The organism is Clostridium lacusfryxellense (assembly GCF_018861735.1).
Classification (GTDB): Bacteria; Bacillota; Clostridia; order Clostridiales; family Clostridiaceae; genus Clostridium_AD; species Clostridium_AD lacusfryxellense.
In genome coordinates this window covers 40,055-58,310 of the sequence record NZ_JAHLEB010000019.1, presented here as the reverse complement: position 1 = coordinate 58,310, position 18,256 = coordinate 40,055, and the positions used below count along the sequence as shown (strand labels likewise).

At 31.9% G+C, this 18,256-nt stretch carries 17 protein-coding genes; all 17 read right to left on the bottom strand.

Annotated features, from left to right (window positions below; all coding sequences use genetic code 11):
* Positions 1 to 426: a hypothetical protein gene (locus tag KPL55_RS12550; protein ID WP_216307077.1), complete on the bottom strand. Its 426-nt coding sequence runs from the start codon at positions 424 to 426 to the stop codon at positions 1 to 3.
* 12 nt (positions 427 to 438) lie between these two features.
* Complete coding sequence (locus tag KPL55_RS12545) at positions 439 to 2,421, bottom strand: serine/threonine-protein kinase (RefSeq protein WP_216307076.1); 1,983 nt, start codon at positions 2,419 to 2,421, stop codon at positions 439 to 441.
* A gap of 14 nt (positions 2,422 to 2,435) precedes the next feature.
* On the bottom strand, positions 2,436 to 3,248 hold the full coding sequence (locus KPL55_RS12540; protein ID WP_216307075.1) for a PP2C family protein-serine/threonine phosphatase: 813 nt from the start codon (positions 3,246 to 3,248) through the stop codon (positions 2,436 to 2,438).
* The gene (locus KPL55_RS26565) at positions 3,220 to 4,503 is read right to left on the bottom strand and encodes a DUF6382 domain-containing protein (protein WP_216307074.1); all 1,284 of its coding nucleotides are present in this window, start codon (positions 4,501 to 4,503) and stop codon (positions 3,220 to 3,222) included. Before KPL55_RS26565 ends, KPL55_RS12540 begins: the two co-directional genes overlap by 29 nt.
* 19 nt (positions 4,504 to 4,522) lie before the next feature.
* The gene (locus KPL55_RS12530; protein ID WP_216307073.1) at positions 4,523 to 5,815 is read right to left on the bottom strand and encodes a WG repeat-containing protein; all 1,293 of its coding nucleotides are present in this window, start codon (positions 5,813 to 5,815) and stop codon (positions 4,523 to 4,525) included.
* A gap of 11 nt (positions 5,816 to 5,826) precedes the next feature.
* Complete coding sequence (locus KPL55_RS12525) at positions 5,827 to 6,504, bottom strand: prepilin peptidase (RefSeq protein WP_216307072.1); 678 nt, start codon at positions 6,502 to 6,504, stop codon at positions 5,827 to 5,829.
* A 124-nt stretch (positions 6,505 to 6,628) separates the two neighbouring features.
* Positions 6,629 to 6,862 (bottom strand): hypothetical protein, encoded by a 234-nt coding sequence (locus tag KPL55_RS12520; protein WP_216307071.1) that lies wholly within the window; start codon positions 6,860 to 6,862, stop codon positions 6,629 to 6,631.
* 17 nt (positions 6,863 to 6,879) lie between these two features.
* A complete protein-coding gene (locus tag KPL55_RS12515; protein ID WP_216307070.1) occupies positions 6,880 to 8,325 on the bottom strand; it encodes a TNT domain-containing protein in 1,446 nt (481 codons plus the stop codon).
* A 100-nt stretch (positions 8,326 to 8,425) separates the two neighbouring features.
* The gene (locus KPL55_RS12510) at positions 8,426 to 8,788 is read right to left on the bottom strand and encodes a hypothetical protein (protein WP_216307069.1); all 363 of its coding nucleotides are present in this window, start codon (positions 8,786 to 8,788) and stop codon (positions 8,426 to 8,428) included.
* Positions 8,789 to 8,847: 59 nt separating this feature from the next.
* On the bottom strand, positions 8,848 to 9,549 hold the full coding sequence (locus tag KPL55_RS12505; protein ID WP_216307068.1) for a hypothetical protein: 702 nt from the start codon (positions 9,547 to 9,549) through the stop codon (positions 8,848 to 8,850).
* A gap of 25 nt (positions 9,550 to 9,574) precedes the next feature.
* On the bottom strand, positions 9,575 to 13,156 hold the full coding sequence (locus tag KPL55_RS26560) for a DUF5702 domain-containing protein (RefSeq protein ID WP_216307067.1): 3,582 nt from the start codon (positions 13,154 to 13,156) through the stop codon (positions 9,575 to 9,577).
* Positions 13,157 to 13,184: 28 nt separating this feature from the next.
* The gene (locus KPL55_RS12495; protein ID WP_216307066.1) at positions 13,185 to 13,841 is read right to left on the bottom strand and encodes a TadE/TadG family type IV pilus assembly protein; all 657 of its coding nucleotides are present in this window, start codon (positions 13,839 to 13,841) and stop codon (positions 13,185 to 13,187) included.
* Positions 13,842 to 13,909: 68 nt separating this feature from the next.
* Positions 13,910 to 14,128, bottom strand: a complete 219-nt coding sequence (locus KPL55_RS12490; protein WP_216307065.1) for an archaellin/type IV pilin N-terminal domain-containing protein — start codon at positions 14,126 to 14,128, stop codon at positions 13,910 to 13,912.
* A 57-nt stretch (positions 14,129 to 14,185) separates the two neighbouring features.
* Positions 14,186 to 15,055 (bottom strand): type II secretion system F family protein, encoded by an 870-nt coding sequence (locus tag KPL55_RS12485; protein WP_216307064.1) that lies wholly within the window; start codon positions 15,053 to 15,055, stop codon positions 14,186 to 14,188.
* Positions 15,056 to 15,065: 10 nt separating this feature from the next.
* Positions 15,066 to 15,860, bottom strand: a complete 795-nt coding sequence (locus KPL55_RS12480; RefSeq protein ID WP_216307063.1) for a type II secretion system F family protein — start codon at positions 15,858 to 15,860, stop codon at positions 15,066 to 15,068.
* A gap of 12 nt (positions 15,861 to 15,872) precedes the next feature.
* The gene (locus tag KPL55_RS12475; protein WP_216307062.1) at positions 15,873 to 17,111 is read right to left on the bottom strand and encodes a TadA family conjugal transfer-associated ATPase; all 1,239 of its coding nucleotides are present in this window, start codon (positions 17,109 to 17,111) and stop codon (positions 15,873 to 15,875) included.
* Positions 17,112 to 17,137: 26 nt separating this feature from the next.
* Positions 17,138 to 18,205, bottom strand: a complete 1,068-nt coding sequence (locus tag KPL55_RS12470) for an AAA family ATPase (protein ID WP_216307061.1) — start codon at positions 18,203 to 18,205, stop codon at positions 17,138 to 17,140.
* Positions 18,206 to 18,256: the final 51 nt, after the last annotated feature.

The following is an 18,256-nucleotide window of genomic DNA, read 5'->3' as shown; positions in this document are numbered from 1 at the left end:
TTAAATAGATTCATTAGTATTTATCAGCATAAGGTCGAAATCTATATCAAAGTAATACTCAGAATTCAGTTCCTTCTCCTTCTCCTGCTCCTGTTGCTGTTCCTCTTTATGTTGGTGTTGCTGAGCCAACAATGACGTTTCACCGCTAATCTTTCCAGGTTGTCCTAATTTTCTTAAAACCCTACTTATAGGTGACATTTTATCTGTTAGTCTACCTCTTTCTTTATTCATAGCCCCTGTATGATAAATTTTTTCATTTGTTTGCATATTATATTCTCGCTTATTTTTAATAGCCTTTTTAGCTGTACTTCCTGTTAAGTCCCCTATTACTTTATATATCTTAAGTTTTATAAATAATAATACCGAAACAATAAACATAAGTATTACCATAGCCATACCTACATAATACATTATCTCATATCTCATCTACTTTCCTCCTTATATCGCTCCTGCATTCTTAAGCTTTTGCTCAAGAGATTTAAAGTTAAAATCATTCTTGGAACTTGGAAACGCATTTGCTTTATTATAAAGCTCTACAGCCTTTGCTTTATTATTCATATCAATGAGAGCCATCAATCCAAAACTAGAATATGACCCAGAGTAAGTTGGATATTTTAATATTAAACTTTCAAAATTTATTGCTGCGGTTGCAAAATCGCCCTTTGCTTTATACATTTCTGCTATTAACTGTTCTAATTTTATTTTTGTATCTTCTTTTGTAATTATTGGTATTAATTCTAAATATTTTGCTATTGCTATATCATAATCAAGGTTAGCCTGAATTTTATTACTATCATTAAAAGCCGCTTTTAAATAGTAAGCATCACCTAAACGCCGCATTATATCAGTTTGATAAACATTTGTAGTATTTTGATCTTTTAAAAATTCAACTGATTTTTGTGCCTTTCCTATTACTTTAATAGCTGCCGTAAACGGATCTGCTTCTACCTGCCTTATATAACTTTTATTTGCAATATAAACGCTTGAAAGTGATAAATAATTTTCTATTTGTGTATTATCAATATTCTGGCTATCATTATATACCTCAAACTTTTTAAGATTGTTTAATACTGATTTCCAGTCAACTCTTGCACTAAATTCTGATAACGATACTGAAATTGATTTATAATAAGTGGCCTCTGGTAGTACTTTATCATCCACCATCCCAAAATATTTTGCTGCACTCTCATAGTCCACATCAAAAGAAGAATCATTGGGGTTCCCATTAAAAAATAGTCTTGCTACATACATTAATACATCATTGTTTTTCTTTAATCCACCATCATTGCTAGCAATCATTGATGTCAACGTGTCCAATCCATTCTTTGTTTGTCCCATTCTTGTATAATAATCAAGGAGTTTAATATATGCATCCTTTTTTGAGGGATCTATATCTATAGCCAAATTATATTTATCTACGGCATCTTTAGTGAACTCACCCTTAGCTACAGAATCTGCTACTGATGTAATAGCATCGTTAATTCTACTGTTATAATCAGACATTCTTTTATTAATTATTCCGTAATAACCAAATAGAAATACAACCATTCCTATAATACATAAAAATGATGATATAGAAAATGTAATGAGTTTTTTTACTTGCTTCCTTTTATATGTATCATCTATCTCATCATAATGTTCAAATGCATACATAAGCTCAGCACAAGATTGGTATCTATCATCTGGATTACGCTCAGTACATTTTAGAATGATTTTTTCAAGTCCAGTTGATAATGATTGATTCCATTGTCTTATTGGATATATCTCATAAGGTGGTTCACAGGGATTATGCCCTGTAACTAGGTGATAGAGCGTGGCACCTAAACAATATATATCTGTCCTTTGGTCTGTTTGCCCCTGCCCTCCAAACTGTTCTGGCGCAGCATATCCTTGTGTTCCTAAACACGTCGTATCCGCAAGATTTTGCTTGTGATACTCTCTTGCAATTCCAAAATCAATTAAAATTAGATCACCATCTGGTTTGAGCATTACATTAGCAGGTTTCATATCACGATATATAATTGGTGGATTTCTTGTATGTAGATATTCAAGTACATCACAAAGTTGTTTTGCCCATTCGATGACATATTCCTGTGGTTGAGCTCCATATTCATTTAGCATAGTGGCAAGAGGTTGACCTTCAATATAGTCCATGACAATATAAAAATTTCCATCCACGTCAATAATATCTACGATCCTTGGAAGATTATGGTGACTAAATTTTTTCAGCATATTAGTTTCTACCATTAATCCCTGTTTTACAATCTCAAAATCTTTAACTCCGTCTTTTCGAACCTCTTTAATCGCCCACTGCTTATTTAACCTGTTATCCATTGCAAGGTAAACAACACTCATGCCGCCTTGACCTATTTTTTTAAGTAATTCATATTTTCCATCAATAATTGTTCCAATCTTAGTCATACTACACCTCCAAACTAAAAGGTTCTAATTAATGCAACAGATATATTATCTTGCTCTAGTCTTTGCTTATTTAATTCAACTAGATAAATAGCTTTAGTTTTCATGATATCTTCATTAGTAAGAATATCTGCATTAAAGCTTGTGAAAATTTCCTTTTGCGTTATCTCGTGCCTAAATCCATCTGAACAAAGCATGTAAACAGCATTTTCTTTAACCTCACCTGCAAAGAAATCCGGTTCAATAATTTTTGATGCACCAACACATTGAAGTAACACATTTCTACCAGGGTCAACCTTTGCTTGAGCAGGTGTCATATTACCTCTTTCAATTTCTCTAGCCACAACTGTCTGATCCTTTGTTATTTGGAATATAGTATCACTTATTTCATATGCCCTACTATCACCAATGTTAAGAACATAATATCTGTTTTTTGCCATAAGAAGCACTGTTAAAGTAGTTCCTAAATTCACTCTTTGACTTTCTCCGTACCTCATTATTCTTTCATTTTGAGTAAACGCGATGTTTTCCCATTCAGATTTTAATATATCATCTGATAATCCATTGTATAGAAGTTGAGGAAAGGAATCCTTAAACCAGTCTGAATAGGCTTTTACTAAAGTTGCACTAGCAAGCTCGCCCTTTGATAATCCACCCATCCCATCACAAATAACTGCAAGGACTACTTTTCCCAAATTGGTGTTTGCCGTTTTAATACACAAGGAATCCTGATTAGTATTTTTCTTTATTCCCACATCTGTATGTGCTGCTACTAAAAAATTAATATCAATCACTTCCTCACTACGACAATTTGAATTCAAATTCCTCATTTGCAAACTTCAACTTTGAACCATTTGTAATTTTTATTTCAATATTACTTTGAACCATTTCATTGTCTACATATGTGTGATTGGTAGAATTGTTATCAAGGACAAAATATTCACCATCTCTTGCAATTATGTCAGCATGGCTCCTACTTACCGCTGTATTATCAGCTATAAAGTAATCAACATAACTCTTTTCTTTCCCAATTCTAAATACAGGTTTGTTTAGGGAGATTTTTTCTCCACCTATTGTTCTTATGATAAATGGGACATTTGATTTTTGTATGTCTAATTCAGAAAGTACTGTAGTTTCTCCAGCATTACTAACTCCGAGCACTGTAGTTTCACCAAAATTCTGTTGTGAATTTTGATTGACTTTCAAAGATGGTTCTAAATTTGGACTTTCTGTGATTTCATTTGAGTTAACCGATTTTAGACCAGGAACTGCATATATCGGTTGTTGTTTTGGTAAAGGTGTAGGAATTTCTTTCTTTTTTCCTTTTCCCCAACAGAAAAACCCTTTTTTCTCTTTTTTAATCTTAACATCTTTCTTAGACTCTTTTTTAAGCTGTACCACTTGTGGTACTTGTGGAGTTGACACTTTAGGTATCTGAGTAGGACGAGGCGTAGATAACGGCGCCTGCTTAACTATAATAGGCTTTTTCTCAACTAAAACGCTTGATGCTATTTGTGAATGCGTTATATTTTCACTTATTAGACCATCTACAATTTTTTTAAAATCAAGCAAAGAGAAATTAGTATTACTATTTAAAAAGCTAATAATCCTAGCAACATAATCGCAATTCTCACTTTGATCAAACTGTATGCTATAAACTATATCCTTAAAAAACTTACCCATATCAATATTTATTTCTTTTTCATTAATAATAGGTAAACATATAAGCGCCGCCTCCGCTGTGCTTACATCCACGTATATATATTCAATATCAATCATAAACTTATTAGGTTCCACCATATATTCTTCTGAATTAAATATAGATGCAGCTATACTTGAAAAAACATTGAGCAAAGATCTCTTTTTAACTTGTCCAGAAAAATACTGTTTCAAATTTATTTTTGAAGATATATTATATTTAAAAACTCTTTCACTATCATTTTGTGAATAAGAAAATGGTATAACACCAAATATTTTATTATTTGATATCATTCCCATACTCATTGTATCAACTACTTCTTGTGGATCTAATTTACATACCAGAAATGAATTTGTACCTTGGTTTTCATAAGCTAAATCTATCACTCGCTACATCCTCCTAATATTATCTATATTTAATAAGCTCTATAAATCTATATACACTCTCGACTTTCACAGAAGCCACCCCAGACTTATAAAATGGTTTCGCTCCATCGAATTCATTTGGAATTACAATCTCACCCTTTAAATTAATATATCCCCATTTTCCATTTATTGATACAGGGGCAATGCCCAAACTAAAAGAATCAGCATCGTCATATTTGAAATCAATTATGACCTTACCTTTACTATTAACAAATCCCCATTTACTATTCTTCTTAAGAGCTGCCGGCTCAGCCGATGCAAACATTTTTACTGCTTCATAAGTATCCTTTGTTATACTAGTCCCAGTTAAATCTAGCATACTGTATTTCCCATCTTTTTTCGCAAAAATAATTCCATTTCTACTACAAATATTAGAGTCATCAAAAACAATATCTTCATAAATATAGCCAGTTACAGCTTTAAAATCTTTACTTATAATTGACCATTTATCACCTTTTTTAACTGCAGCTACTCCATTGTAGAAATTTGTTGTATAATCATAATCAATTTTTACTTTATTGAATTTTTCATCAACAAATCCATACTTTCCATTTATCTTTACTGATGCATATCCCTCGCTTATAGAATGTAAATCTTCTACTTTTTCTGAAGTTGCTAGAATTTTATCTCCTTCTTTGTCAATAAAGTACCATTCATTTTTATTGAAAACCGCTGCTTTATCCTCTATAAAGGCTTTAGCGCTAGTAAATTTCGGATCAATTACCTCTGAGGTGCCTTTATCAACATAACCATATAGATCCTTTTGTTCAACAACTGCAAAATCATTAGTAAATTGGCTAATATCTTGATAAGAACGAGACAAATATATAAATTTATATTCGCTATTTTTATAAATATCAATAAATTCCTTATTGTTAATTAAACTTTCGGGCAACCTATTATGAAGTTCAATTACTACATCGTGACGTTCGTCTTTTGCATAATATTTTGCTAGTTCAAGATACCCGCGAATATTATTCGGAAACTTTTTTATTATTACATTACAGGTTTCTTCATAATTTTTATTTTGTTCAACATTTTTATATGAATTTGCCAATTTAGAATATAGTTCAATATTTTTATCATCTAATGTAATTAGTTCTTTATACAGTGATATAACACGCTTGTAAACACCCAATTTCTCATTTGTTTTTATTTCTTGCTTAATCGCGCTTAATCTCTCTGCTTTTTTATGCTGATTATTAAAAGAAATTCCCCAAGAAGCTATTATAACTATTACAATTAAAGCTATTACGCTCACTTTACTTTTCATTTATTCCCCCCCTATACACCTATCAGCACAGCCAAAATCACGCCTACCAGCGTAAAAGGTGCAAGTGCCAAACTATCTTTAGAATTTTTCTTTTTTAAAATCATTAATACTATACCAGTAACTGCACCGATTATCATTGAGTATAACAATATATTGAAGATTGGAACAAAACCAACCATAAGTCCTAAGACTAGGTACATTTTTGTATCTCCTGCACCAATACCATTTTTTACGATTAATGACGTACTAAAGAAAATTCCTCCCCCAAGTAAAGCTCCCGCAATACTAGATCTAAGAATTGTAAATATCATATCCGGAAAAAAAGTGCCTTGCAATATAAGTAAAGGCAAGGTAAAAGCAAGAGCAATAATTAAAAGTTTGTTAGGAATTATCTTTTCTTTTAAATCAATATATCCAATTGGAAACATCATCATTATTGTAAGTTGCCACCTGAAACATAAAATTATATTTTTTTTATAAACAAAATATTCTATGCAAAAACTTATGATTCCAATTATTATTGGAAATATTATTACTAATATTGTTTTTGTATCCAACTTGAAAATAGTTTGCAATTTTCCCTTAAGATATAGCTGCTGATTAACCTCTTGAGCTTTAAAATATATAATAAAACATATACCAACCAAAACTGCAAATAATACTGATACTAACACTATTACATATTTCATTTTCGTGCTTCCTCCTACGGTAGTTTCAAATCTCCCCCAAGCCATGCTGTCGCTGAGGCTCTTTGGCACATTGTAATTTTTAAATCAACTGGTAATACTCCTTGCAACAATACTAAATCATCTATTATAACTTTGCTTTTGACACAATTCTACTATAAAATTCTTCACAAGCATCTTCCTCAGTATTAAAAGTAGCAAGAGCTAATTTATCCCCTCTCTCACTATAAAAAACAATCCATCTATTATTTTCATTTTTTAAACATAATTTTTGATCAGTAATCCCATAGTTTCCAACCTGGTACAAATGTTTTGGGACTTGTTTAGCTTCTAATTTTTGTACTAAATCTATAATTTTCATGCTGTCTCCTCCTGGTTTTAATTAAATATTTCTTCTAAATATTTATTATCTGTTTTCAAAAGATTATCAACTATATCTGGAAGTTTATATTGAATACCTCCTCCTGGTTGATTAAATACCGACGCAATTTTACCATATTTCACATTATCGATTTGTTTAATAACTCTATATTTATGATATGCATTAGGATTCTCTATGTAAGGTAATGCACGTTCACCATAAGGTGTTCCGACTGGTGACATATATGAACCTAATGGATCACCATACCTGTCTATAATTGTCCCCACCATTAATGACTTTGAAGGTGGATTATTAATTGCGAATCCGCCTGGAGGATTTGATGGCCATTTAATATCTCCCGTAATAACATCAATGTAAGTAGAATCAGCAACAACCATAGCATTAGATTTAGCTCCCTGAGACAAGATTTTTCTAAAAAGTGTTGCTTTTTCAGTAACTTTATCTGATTTCGACATTGATGATTCATCAATAGTGCTGAATAATGTCTTTATTTTTACATCCTCCACTCCTGCAAAATCCACTTTACTAATTAGACTAAGTGCCTCGCTAAGCCCAGATGCAGACTTAAGCATAATCCCCAATTTATCAACTTCAGTCCCAATTTTAACTGCCTCATCCCCTGGTTTAACTACTTCAACTGCCTCATTCTGCGGTTTATCTGCTTCAACTACAACATTTTTGGGTTCTAAATCTCCCCCAAGCCATGCTCTCGCGGAAGCTCTTTGACACATTGTAATCTTTAAATCAACTGGGAATATTGATGACATACCTATATTATAATAAACTATAATTTGAATATCCTGTGGATTACCAGAAACTAACATGGTAGACATATCAAAATTTACTCCATCGTAACCTCCAACTACCCCAAGATTTTCAAGGTACGTGTTAGCCTCTGCTGAAGTTTCTCCAAAATGCCTCTGCGAAAGTCCCTTAGCTATTGGTGCTGCAATAAGATGAGATTTAACTTTATCAATAACTACAGATGCACCAAGTGCGCCTATGCTTTTCACAAATGCAGCTGGATCCTTAACAGCTCCCGAGATTGCCGATTGTGCCTCTTGCATTTTAGCAAGTTCTCCATCAACAGGTATTTTTTTATCATCTATAACTTTAGCTAAATCGCCGGTACCATCACCAGTTCCAGCTTTAGCCTCAACATCTGGATTTTCAATTAATGCAGATATTGCATCATATGCATCTAACGCCTGCTTCTTACCCTCTGTTACTTTTGTGTCTAACTCCTGTACACCTAACGCATGGTACATATATGAATACTGAGATATCTCCTTTGCAGTGCTATTTATTGCAGTGGCCATCTTCGCCTGAACTATGCAAAAATTAACAATTGCATAGATAGCCATAATTACAAATATAAATGCTGTTAAGGATACCGTCGCCTCTATACTTGCTGATCCTCTTTGTGTTTTTAGTCTTTTCATACTATCACCACACTTTCAATATTAACGTTTATACTATATAAATAATCACCCCCTTTTAAAAGTGGGTGACTTTCCATGTGAATGTCATTAAATCATTACCCTATAATATCATACTCCAAACTACGAATGCTCCTATTGATATCCCAATACCTATTTTACCTATATATCTAGTTTCCTTTTCAGAGCTTTTCAACTTAAAGAGAGATAGTACGAGTCCTACTGGCGGTAATATAATACACACACCCATAAAAACATTTGTGAAAAATCCTGTAATCATATTTTTAGGCTTGTAGCTGTCTATACTGCCTTGAAGCATATCTTTACCCATATGTTTAAAAGTTTCTCGACTCACTCCATTTTTCTTATAAAATTCAACTTCTTCTTCCTCGTTTAATTCCACTGATTCATTAATATTCAAGTTAAATTTGTCAGTACTTTTTACTTTATCCGTATTTAAATCCATTTTTATCGACTTCCTTATTTTTTATTTAATATTTATTAAAATATTATCAAAATTAAGATTTATTCCTTGTCAAGGTCTCTAAAAGTTTTAGCTATCTTATCTGCTAGCACACCTATTTCTTTAATATTATCATGATTGTCTGATTCATCAACAACTATAAAGTAAACAGGATGTGCATCTTTTATAACTCCATAAGCCACAAAAGGTGCCTTTTTGTCTTTTAAAGTAATTATTGCTGTATCTTTTAATGTAAACTCTCCTTCATACCTACACATATCCCAATCATTTATTGTAACATTCTCTTTTTTAGTTATTTTATAGCTCTCGGCTTTAGATAAAGGCAATTTAGATGCTGCAGTATTTTTGAACTGATCCTTCATTCCCTCTATAACTTGATCTGCTTTAGTAATTTTAGTAGGATCAACCCCATAATCTACATCTGAGAGATTTGGTACAAATTGATCATAAATAACATACATACCCTCAGTATCAGAAAAAGCCCCACTTCTAGCACTTGCTATACCCCATGGATAATCTACACTATATTTTTGTGTATCTAATTCTACAGATAATGTGAGTGGTAAAGATGGATCCTTCTGGAAATCATGTTTATCATCTGTTGTTTTGGTATCTGCTTTCGTTGACTGCTCAGTTGTTGTGTCCCCACTCTTTGTTTCTGCATTATCCTTACCACAACCTATTAAAGACATAGATAGTCCTGTAATTAAAATTGCTGATATAATTATTTTTACTTTTTTCATAAAACTTCACTCCTCTGAATTTATATTAATAACCTAATGCACTTTTATATTTTATAGGAAAATATTCTACTGCTTTTTTTTCTGAATCTTTTGTTGATTTTGTTAACATAGGTAGTGCCATAAACATAGTTGATAGCTTGACTGTAGCATTAATCTCAATATAGGTATTTGCCTTATTCATTCTAAACCCAGCACCTTTTTTATGGGTATATAATGGCGTAGTATCCGTGAAACCATTACCTACATTTATTTGAATAACGTCAGCTATTCTTCGAACAACTAAATCATCGTTTGAAGTAATATTACCAAACATAAACATTTTCAAATAATCGCTATATCCAAATTTAAGCATAGTTATTATGGAACTATTTTTACCTTTTTTATCTGGTTTAGCTAGATCAACTTTTCCTGAAACATCAGGCAACTTATCAGTATATTTAGCAAATGTTTTGTCAAAAAATTCATTTGTTGCTTCTATTGCCTTATCCGCCGTTTTATCTATATTTCCCTCTCCATATCCAATTATTTTATTTTCATATTCTGTCATAGTACTCTCCAACTTACCACCAATTTTATCTGTTAAAATTTTTATACCAGCCTCAACCTGAGTTGCAACCTTTTTTTCAACGTTCATAAGTAAATCTGCTGACGAATTATTATATAAATCACCAATTGCTGCTTCTAACTCTTTGTTAATGTCTGTGGCTATCTTCTCAATACTTATAAAATATTCTTGCATTATAGTTTTAATAATACCATCTGCTTGTCCGTCGATATAAGTTTGAACTTCAGCCAAGGCAGCATCGGTGATTTGTTTGGCAGCTTGCGGTGGGGTTTTACCATCTTTAACGTCTTTCACCGTTTGGTCTAAGGATGTTAACATTTTTTCCGAAAAAATACTAAATAACTCCCCCACTGCTTCCGTTGCTTTTGCAGTGGTAGCTATTCTTACATCCTCAATTAAATCCGTTGCTTTTACGGTTACCTTCTTCCCTGTATTATCAATTAAATCGCTTAATGCACCTTTTACCCTTCCAGCCGCAGTATTTATAGTTGTTGCCGATTTATCTTTAACAATATCTCTAGCCAAATTCATGCCACCTTTGGGAGACATTACCCAGGTTTCATTTGACTTTAAAATAGCTATTTTATTTCCTGCTTCCATTGCAGAAAGATCTGCAGCAGATTCTGCTAAAGCAAGGCATAACTGCATAACTACTTGTGGCAACTTATAGGGTATAAACCCAGCTGATGCTGTTTGTATTGCTAAAGCTGGTGGCAATGTGATACCTCTTATTTCTGCATTTGTTAGAGCATACCCTGAATTTGCAATGAATCTTAAAGCAAAAATATTTCCTCTTGCTTTATCCACATTTTGTTTTGGGGTTCCCATTCCGTAAAGAAGATATTCTACTTCTGCACCATACATTGCATTATTTGATGAATTTATTTTAATATTTGATAATGTTTTTATATCCTCTGGGTTAGTTGATTCCTTATTATCTTTAGTATATTCAGCTTTCTGTGTATGAAAGGAAAACATATTAAATGCATAATCCATTACATAAAGATTATCTCTTCCAGTTGTTAAAACATTTTCAAACCCGCCAGGACTTAAAAGATTTTTAACCGTATCATTCATGGTTCCAAGTAAATCAAAAAAACCCTTATTTTTACCTACTTGATAATCAACTTTTGTACTATTGGCACCACCCTCTACAGGCCCAGATGGCAAATTTTTATATGAACTTGCCGGAATGCCAGTCACTTCCCCCTCATTTATATTATTGGAGTCCGTTTTAGCCATGTTACCTATCTCATCCTTTATTTTTGTTTCTTCATCCGCTTTAGTTTCATTAGCAGAAAATGCAGCTACAAGATACTTCCAAAATCCACCCTCTAGCTCACCTATAGTTAGTGATGTTTGTGCTGGATAGATTTCCTGTTTAAATGCATTTTTGTATATTCCATCTATAAATGCTTGATTAACATTTGATGGAGTTGCCTCTTCTATCTTTTGCTTATAGGTTTTTCCTGAAGGATCTTTGGCACCTGCTAATACCTTTTTTGCATCCTCAAAGCTACCAATATCTTTTATTGATGTCCCACCATATGTAACGCTTGCTAATATTGGTTTTAAAGTGTCTAAAAATTTCTTGTGAGCTTCAAGCTGCTTTTTAAGTTCTTCAACTGATTTTTCATCAAAGGCTTTCTCATTATATTTAGTTTCTTGACCCATTGCGGAACTAAAAGCATCTTCACCTCCACCAGTATTGTAAGTATCAACAGAACCTTTAAATGTCTTATTGGCAGCACCAACAACTTTCGCAGCATCTAACGCTTTTCCCATTTTGTCTATAGAATCATTTATTAAAGTTTCAGTATCAGTTATGAATGTGATTTTTTTTGTTATATCCGCTTGAGCTTGCTTGCATAAAATGTCACTTTCATTCTTTGCTTTAACAATTTCACCATTAATAGACTTAGCCATTTCTGAAATAGCCACTGCATCTTTTAATTTATTATTGCTTTTAGGATCTAGAACACTCTGAGTCCCAGAAACTTCTTTGCATTTTTCATCATATCTTATTAACAATGCAATTTTTTCTATATATTTCTCGTACAATATTAGATATTGTGATTTTTCACCTAAGGTCAAACTACTTTTGCTATTCACAACATCCATAAGTTTTTTAATATAATTCATATTAAAATCAGTAGTATCTACTTCTGCCATTATCTGTTTTCTCTTTGCTATTAGAGCCTCGATGGTTACTTCATTTATAATTACAGGGAAAAGTCCTTCTATGTAATACGGATAGTCCGCATTTTCATTCTTTTTTACAAAAACATCCGCTACAGGTATATCACTCATCAAAATTATAACAGTTTTATTAATAGTTTCATAACTTGTCCCATACTTATCATAACTTGCTTTCCATAAGTTTGGATTATCAGTCTTAATCTTTTCATTATATTCGTTTAGTTTTTTATATAATTTACCACAGGCATCGTTAAAATCAGCTGCCTTTTCATCCACATTCACCTTTTGTTTAGTTACATCTGCCTGCTTAGAAAGCCTGCTAAAAGCTGACATTGAATCAAGAAAACTAAGTCCCACATTTACAGGGGCACGATATTTCATAAATTCCACTATTTGATTTTTAAGAATGTTAGGACTTGCAAGGTCACTCCCTGGTACTTTTGTTGCAGTAAAGTCTTCCACTTCCATTTTTAACAGGTTAGACGACTTCCCTGAAAATTCATCACTAATACTTTTTAAGATCGGTTGAGCGTCAATTTCCTCTGCTGATCCAACCACTTTATTCGCTATCAGTGTATCTGTAAAGTATTTTTCCAGATTTGCAGACAAATCATCTTCATTTTGGGAAACCGCAAATAGCCCATATACATCCTTTAACACCGTGTCATAATTAGCTAACCCAGAATTCATTGTTAAATCTCCAGCACTTGCTACCATAGATTTGCCAAGTTGCACTCTTGATGCATCAACAATCAGCCCAGATAAACATATCATAGGTACAAGAATAATAACCAAGAAAATAGATATTGAGCCTTCTATTCGTTTTTTAGTCTTTCTGCTCACTGTTCATTACACCTCTATCTTTACTATTTTACTTATTGAAAAATGAAACTTCTTTGAATATAGTGTTGATTTCTGTAACCACGTTATCAACTAAAGGTTGAACTAAATCAATTGCAAAATCTGCATTTCTAATAAATTCTGCTGGTTGATTAACATACACTGTACTTTCTGATTCTAATGTTAAAAAACTAGGTATATCAAACCCAGGCAGTAGAACAGGAACTTTATAGTCCTGTTTTGCAGTTACAATTACTTTTCTAAAAATACCTGGTACCTCTTTAGCTTCAACCACAGGTACTCCATCAGGAAATAATGAATTAATTCTAATAATATTATCAACATCATTTTCAGCTCTAGGAATAACCCCACCTGATCTAAACAGATACCTATATGGTTTTGTCTTGTTGTAAGTTGCATCATTTATCAATATTGCTGTTATATCATTTCCATCTTTTCCTGAATTCGTAGTTACTATTGAATCATAATTCGGGTCAGTGATAGACCTACTTGCAAGTATTGCACCTCTATTAGTTGCAGACTGCAGCACAGTCTTTTGGTGTTGAATATGCCCAGTGAAAACTAGCATAAACACAACTCCCATAACCAAAGGTAACACTATTGTATATTCCAAAATCGTTGCTGATGCTTTTTCCTGCTTAACAAATCTCTTGAAATTTTCCCTCATAACAACACCCCTTAATATGCACACTCTGTGGTATGCATATTTAATGACCTAATTTGATAAATTAATTTTTATTTCTTAATATCTCCAGTTGGATCGTTGGCTATAACATTTGCCCATAACTTATCGAAGAATTCTGAAAGCTTGTCCCAAAATATTCCTGCTAAAACAAGTACCATTGCTATAATTAGTACCATTGCTATAATCTCAGAACTACCTTTCTCCTTTTTCATAAAATCCTCTAATTTAAATTTTGCGCTAAAATAACATTCATTTACTCTCATTAACATTTTTATTTCTCCCCCGTTTTTAATATTTTTTTATTTTCATCTATATAACATCTCAATTTACATTGAGAAATTAGCAAATATAGGCACAACTATCATAATTAATATTCCAATAAAAGTGATTGATATTGGAATAAGTAATTTACTTGAAGCTTTTTCACCTTGCCGTCTAACATTATGTTTCTTTTCTTCCCAACTTATTTTAGTTTGGTCTTTAAGGTAAGTTACCAGTTCTTTATTTCCCTTAGTGATATTCTGAACTAAAGTTGAAATAAACTTTGTTACTTCCATTTTCATACATCTATCTGAAAAATTCATATATGCCTCTATTTCAGAAGTTCCATTTTGAATTTCCATTGTAGTTTTTCTCATTTCTTCATAAATGGTGCTATTTCCTGTAGTGCTCACTTTTATCCAAGCCTCTGATAAAATCATTCCTGCATTTACAAGCAGTGTGAGTTTTGAGATTATGTTTGGTAAATCTCTATCTATATCGCTATTTCTTTTAGAGATTATATCTGTAATTAACATGTCGTAATACCAAAAGGCACAAGCCATAAATACAAAATCCAAAATGAAAATCACTCCATTATTTACCAACGAATAAAATAAAAATCCAAATGGTAATATAAATAAACCTACAGATACTTTTTGTGCATAGTTTAAGTTCAAGTAATATCTTGCATATTTCTCTCCAAATATTACAGTGGTTTCTTTTAGCCTTTTTCTATCCAATTTTGAAGAATATCTATACTTTATTTTGTCTAAAACATAAAATCCAACTGGGTACATACCTTTTAAAAAATGTTCTTTATCAGGTAAATTATCAATATACTCTGAATATTTACTACTTCCTATATTCAAAATAATTATGTATAAAACAAATAAAATCGTTCCGATGCTAAGCATAATAATAGATAATAAATTCAAATAAACCACCTCATAATTTTATAGCCATAATTTTTGTACCAACAAAATATGCTAGTGCAAAGAGGCATAATGCTATTGTTGTTGTTACAATACTTATTGGAGTTCCTTGCCCACTTAATCCTCCACCCATAGATTTCATAATAAATACGAATAATATGGGCATTACAAGCATCATCTTTTGTTCTGTTTTTGCAGAGGTAACCATTGTTTCTATCTCCATATCAATTTGCATCTTATCATCAATAATTTCATATGTATTCTTGATTATCTCCTTAATATTACCGCCTTTACGATAACAAATTTCGAATACATCCGCGAAACTAATAATGTCCTCAACACCACTACGCTCTGCTAAATCAAGTAGCAAATCTTCAATATTAACGTTATTATTAACTCCACTTACGATATTTTTAACTTCTAATACCATGTCTGCTGACTCCGAATATTGTCCTTTCAAATCATCATATGAAGCAATAAATGAATCTATAATGTTTTTACCTGCACTAATAGATGTGGAGAGTGTTTCTAACAAATCTCTAAATTGAATTCTTAATTTTTTAATTTGATTATTAATAATTTGCTTTCTTCTTATTGGTATAAAAGCATACCCAGCTACCAAACCTGCAATTATTGCTATGACAATTTTTGAATAGAATATGTATCCAACTATACTTCCAACACAAAAAGCAATTAAAAAATATAATATTTTTTCTTTTATACTCAAATTATATTCAAAGTACACCTTAGCATCAGGAAATAAATAATGTTTAGGTTCAATTTTAATCTTTTTTTTGAATAGTGCCATTACCTCACCCCCCTATATCTCTGATTTCATACCAGACAATTTAAGTTTTAAATTGTTTTGAAGTGGATTTTTTGTTCTTACCAATTTTCCAGAAACTTTTTCCATAGTACTATTATCGTCTTCTTCAAATATATAAAGAGGGTTTAATTGTATTTTACCATTTTCATATTTTAGAACTTCAGTTATCTCCATGGTTTTTCTTGAATGGTCTCTAAGTCTTGATAAATGTATTATTATATCAACTGCAGAAGCTATTTGCTGCCTAACTGCATCAAGAGGCAACCCAGAAGCGCCTGTTAACACCATTGTTTCTAAACGACTAAGCATATCCTCTGTGGAATTGGCATGTCCAGTTGAAAGTGAACCATCATGACCCGTATTCATGGCTTGTAACATATCAAGTGCTTCCCCACCTCTGACTTCTCCAACAACAATTCTTTCTGGCCTCATACGGAGTGAAGATTTAATTAAATCCCTAATTGTAACTTCCCCTGTGCCTGATGTATTGGCATTTCGCGTTTCTAGGCTAACTAAATTATCAATTCCAGTTATTTGTAATTCAGCAGAATCCTCTATTGTTATAATACGTTCTCCCCTTGGTATATAATTTGTCAGTGCATTAAGGAAGGTTGTTTTACCAGATCCTGTACCGCCACTAATAAAAATATTATATTTTGCTTCAACAAACATTTGGAGTGTCTGTGCTACCTCCGGAGTTAAAGATTCGTACTTTAAAAGTTTTTCCATTGTCATTGGAGTTTTTGAAAACTTACGAATAGTGACTATTGGTCCACTCAAAGATATCGGAGGCAAAACAACATTTACTCGGGATCCATCTGGTAATCTCGTATCTACAATAGGACTAGCTTGATTAATTTCTCTACCGGCAAGCCCAACTATCCTTTGTATAATGTCTTCAAGTCGACGTTGACTTTCAAACTTTTTGTCTAGCTTTATCAGCTTTCCGCTTTTCTCAATGAAGATATTATCAGCCCCATTAATCATTACTTCAGTTATACTATCATCACTAATAATAGTATCTAATAATCCAAACCCACGTATAGAACTATAAATATCCTCAACAATTGCAATTTTCTGCTCCATAGGCAAATATTGTCCGCCTATTCTTTCTAGAACAATCTTTTCTATCTGATTTTCAAGTTCTTCATCTGTAAGATTCATAATTGATACATCATCAATTATGTGTTTTTTAATCCCTAATATGAATTCCGGTAATTTTTCTTCATTCATCTAACTCACCTCTTTAAATAGTTATATTATTTAATATTATTAAAGATACCCATTTCAGATATTTGTTGAGCTATCTGAACCGTTGTAGCATTCTTATATCTAGGAGTACCTCCAAGTACATTTATGCTTTCATCATCTATATATTTTCCATTCTCACTACTAAACTTGTTATAAATAAGAGATATCTTTGAGAATAAACTTATCTTCTGTTCTTCCTCTAAAACCTTTAATGCTTCATAGGACATTTTAAATTTTGCTATTGCAACTTCTGTACCATCTGAAACAAAAACCAGTGAATTAGAATATTGTATAATTAAGTTCATCTTTTTATTTAATGTAAAATCTGTGTCTATAATTATGTAATCATATATTCCGGCAATTTTCAGTTCGTCTAACAATTTTTTTATATCTTCTTTACTCATTTCCATAACATCAAAGGGCATCTTGCAAGCATCATAGAAAAATACACCTGTAGGATCTTTTTTAACAGTACTCTCAAGCTTTAATATTAAATTTGACTTTTTACTTTTAATTGCATAAATAACATCACTGAAATTAAAAAGCCCCTCTGCATTAAAAAATGCATTTGTAGATCCTAGCAATTCAAAATTAAGATAAAGTACTTTTTTCTCCTTACGGGCCATGTTTATCGCATAAGCAGCAGCTACAGTTGAAGTTCCTGTGCCCCCACTACAAGACAAAAACGTATGTATTTTAGTGATTTCTCCATTTTCCGATTTATATCCAATAACATTTGTTGTCTTCTCAGAATATAAGCTAAGAATTTCTTTATAAATTAAATCCACCTTTTGATATTTACATACTGTTCTAACTCCACTTATTGTATCTATGGATACTGAATCAGAAAAATAAGCAAAAGCAATTTTTTCAGGTATCTCCTTAATATTGATTCCAAATGATTCAGTTGCAATTAATACATCAACTTTATTGTTTGATATAAAATCATTTAATGTGTCCATGTTAGTAAATGAATACATTTCTAATTCATCATTATAACTACCGCTAAAAAAATTAATTAGCCTATTTACATATATCTCGTCAGTATCCGCAATAACAAGTTTTATTTTTACCAAAACAACCACTCCTTTTAGAAAAATTAGCATTTAAATTTTCTAGTTTGTTCA

Coding starts and splice junctions, on each gene's coding strand:
- KPL55_RS12550 (WP_216307077.1), bottom strand. CDS start 426: ATGAGATATGAGATAATGTATTATGTAGGTATGGCTATGGTAATACTT.
- KPL55_RS12545 (WP_216307076.1), bottom strand. CDS start 2,421: ATGACTAAGATTGGAACAATTATTGATGGAAAATATGAATTACTTAAA.
- KPL55_RS12540 (WP_216307075.1), bottom strand. CDS start 3,248: ATGAGGAATTTGAATTCAAATTGTCGTAGTGAGGAAGTGATTGATATT.
- KPL55_RS12530 (WP_216307073.1), bottom strand. CDS start 5,815: ATGAAAAGTAAAGTGAGCGTAATAGCTTTAATTGTAATAGTTATAATA.
- KPL55_RS12525 (WP_216307072.1), bottom strand. CDS start 6,504: ATGAAATATGTAATAGTGTTAGTATCAGTATTATTTGCAGTTTTGGTT.
- KPL55_RS12520 (WP_216307071.1), bottom strand. CDS start 6,862: ATGAAAATTATAGATTTAGTACAAAAATTAGAAGCTAAACAAGTCCCA.
- KPL55_RS12515 (WP_216307070.1), bottom strand. CDS start 8,325: ATGAAAAGACTAAAAACACAAAGAGGATCAGCAAGTATAGAGGCGACG.
- KPL55_RS12510 (WP_216307069.1), bottom strand. CDS start 8,788: ATGGATTTAAATACGGATAAAGTAAAAAGTACTGACAAATTTAACTTG.
- KPL55_RS12505 (WP_216307068.1), bottom strand. CDS start 9,549: ATGAAAAAAGTAAAAATAATTATATCAGCAATTTTAATTACAGGACTA.
- KPL55_RS12495 (WP_216307066.1), bottom strand. CDS start 13,841: ATGAGGGAAAATTTCAAGAGATTTGTTAAGCAGGAAAAAGCATCAGCA.
- KPL55_RS12490 (WP_216307065.1), bottom strand. CDS start 14,128: ATGTTAATGAGAGTAAATGAATGTTATTTTAGCGCAAAATTTAAATTA.
- KPL55_RS12480 (WP_216307063.1), bottom strand. CDS start 15,860: ATGGCACTATTCAAAAAAAAGATTAAAATTGAACCTAAACATTATTTA.
- KPL55_RS12475 (WP_216307062.1), bottom strand. CDS start 17,111: ATGAATGAAGAAAAATTACCGGAATTCATATTAGGGATTAAAAAACAC.